This window comes from Blastococcus sp. SYSU DS1024 (genome assembly GCF_054050795.1).
In genome coordinates this window covers 1-1,734 of the sequence record NZ_JBJHAA010000047.1, presented here as the reverse complement: position 1 = coordinate 1,734, position 1,734 = coordinate 1, and the positions used below count along the sequence as shown (strand labels likewise).

Sequence of the window (1,734 nt, the reverse complement as noted above, 5' to 3'; positions counted from 1 at the left end):
CCCCCCCCCCCCCCCCCCCCCCCCCCCCCCCCCCCCCCCCCCCCCCCCCCCCCCCCCCCCCCCCCCCCCCCCCCCCCCCCCCCCCCCCCCCCCCCGCCCGCCGGGTCGGGGAGTCCGCCGCCGAGGCGGCCGCGGGGCTGACCCTCGTCCCGGGCGGTGCGCAGCCGGGGGACGACCTGGCCGCCTTCCGCACCGCACCGGCCGAGCCCTCACCGGCTCCGGTGCTGCAGCCCCGGGTGGCCACCCGCGGGCGGCCGGCCCGCGGGCGGGCCGAGCGCACCAAGCACGACGAGAAGATCACCGTCTACATCTCCGCCGAGGAGCTGCTGGCCCTGGAGTCCGCGCGGCTGACGCTGCGCGCCCACCACGGCCTGGCCGCGGACCGCGGCCGCATCGTCCGCGAGGCGGTGTCGGTGCTGCTGGCCGACCTGGCCGAGCGCGGGGACGACGCGATCCTCGTCCGCCGGCTGAAGGAGAAGTAGAAGGACCCCCTTGCCCCCCACCGCTCGCATGCTCGCGGCGGGCCCCCGCACGGGGGCCTTACCCTCGGCGTCCGTGAGCGACAGCACCGGAGCGGTTCCGCCGGCCGATCAGGCCGACGGAACCGCTCCGGCCCGCTTCACGGTCCGGCTGACCAACTTCGAGGGCCCGTTCGACCTGCTGCTGCAGCTGATCGGCAAGCACAAGCTCGACGTCACCGAGATCGCGCTCTCCCGCGTCACCGACGAGTTCATCGCCCACCTGCGCGTGCTCGGCGACGAGCTCGACCTCGACCAGGCCAGCGAGTTCCTCGTCGTCGCCTCCACGCTGCTCGACCTGAAGGCCGCCCGCCTGCTGCCGGCTGCCGACGTCGACGACGAGGAGGACCTCGAGCTGCTGGAGGCGCGCGACCTGCTGTTCGCCCGGCTGCTGCAGTACAAGGCCTACAAGCAGGCGGCCGCGTTCCTGCGCGAGCGCGAGGCCGACGCCGTCCGCCGCCACCCGCGCGAGGCCGCCCTGGAGCCGCGGTTCGCCGAGCTCGTCCCCGAGGTGCTGCTGGACATCACGCCGGCGCAGTTCGCCGCGCTGGCCGCCCGCGCGCTGGCGCCCAAGGTGCCGGAGACGGTCAGCGTCGCGCACCTGCACGCGCCTCCGGTCAGCGTCTCCGAACAGCTGCTGCTGGTGCGCAACCAGCTGGTGCGTTCGGGGACGGCGAGCTTCCGGGCGCTCACCGCCGACTGCGGGCACACCCTGGAGGTGGTGGCCCGCTTCCTCGCGCTGCTCGAGCTGTACCGCCAGCAGCGGGTGGTCTTCGAGCAGCTCACGCCGCTGGGCGAGCTGCACGTGCGGTGGACCGGCGAGGGCGTTCCCGATCCGGCCGGCGCCCCGGCCCCCGACGCCGACGAGGAGTACCGGTGACCGACGACCCCACCGACCCGGGCCCCGCGCCCATCTCCTGGGAGGCGCTCGCCGCCGAGCTGGCCGCCACCCGCGAGCAGGCGGCCGAGCGCGGCGACGCCGACCCGGCCGCCTGGGACGCCGTCGCGGCCGAGCTGGCCGCCCGGGTCGGCGAGCGCCCGGTGGAGGAGCAGCCGGTGCCGGCGGTGCCCGCCGAGGATGCGCCGTCCTCGCCTCTCGCGCCGCCCACCCCCGAGCCGCAACCGGCGCCGGGGCCGGGGCCGGGGGCGGGGGGGGTTGTGCCCGGCGCGCGGGCCGGGGGGGGGGAGGGCCTGGTGTTTGTCTACGACGAACCCC

The 1,734-nt window shown here is 77.8% G+C and carries 2 protein-coding genes and 1 pseudogene; all 3 read left to right on the top strand.

Going from position 1 to position 1,734, the window contains the following annotated elements; all coding sequences use genetic code 11:
• The first annotated feature begins 221 nt into the window (after positions 1-221).
• Positions 222-482, top strand: coding sequence for a hypothetical protein (locus ACI79S_RS20745; RefSeq protein ID WP_456595331.1), 261 nt, complete (start codon positions 222-224; stop codon positions 480-482).
• Between the two features lie 73 nt (positions 483-555).
• A complete protein-coding gene (locus ACI79S_RS20740) occupies positions 556-1,398 on the top strand; it encodes a segregation and condensation protein A (protein WP_456595330.1) in 843 nt (280 codons plus the stop codon).
• Positions 1,395-1,734: pseudogene (locus tag ACI79S_RS20735) on the top strand (SMC-Scp complex subunit ScpB); the annotation flags it as partial. The gene ACI79S_RS20740 and the pseudogene ACI79S_RS20735, both read left to right, overlap by 4 nt.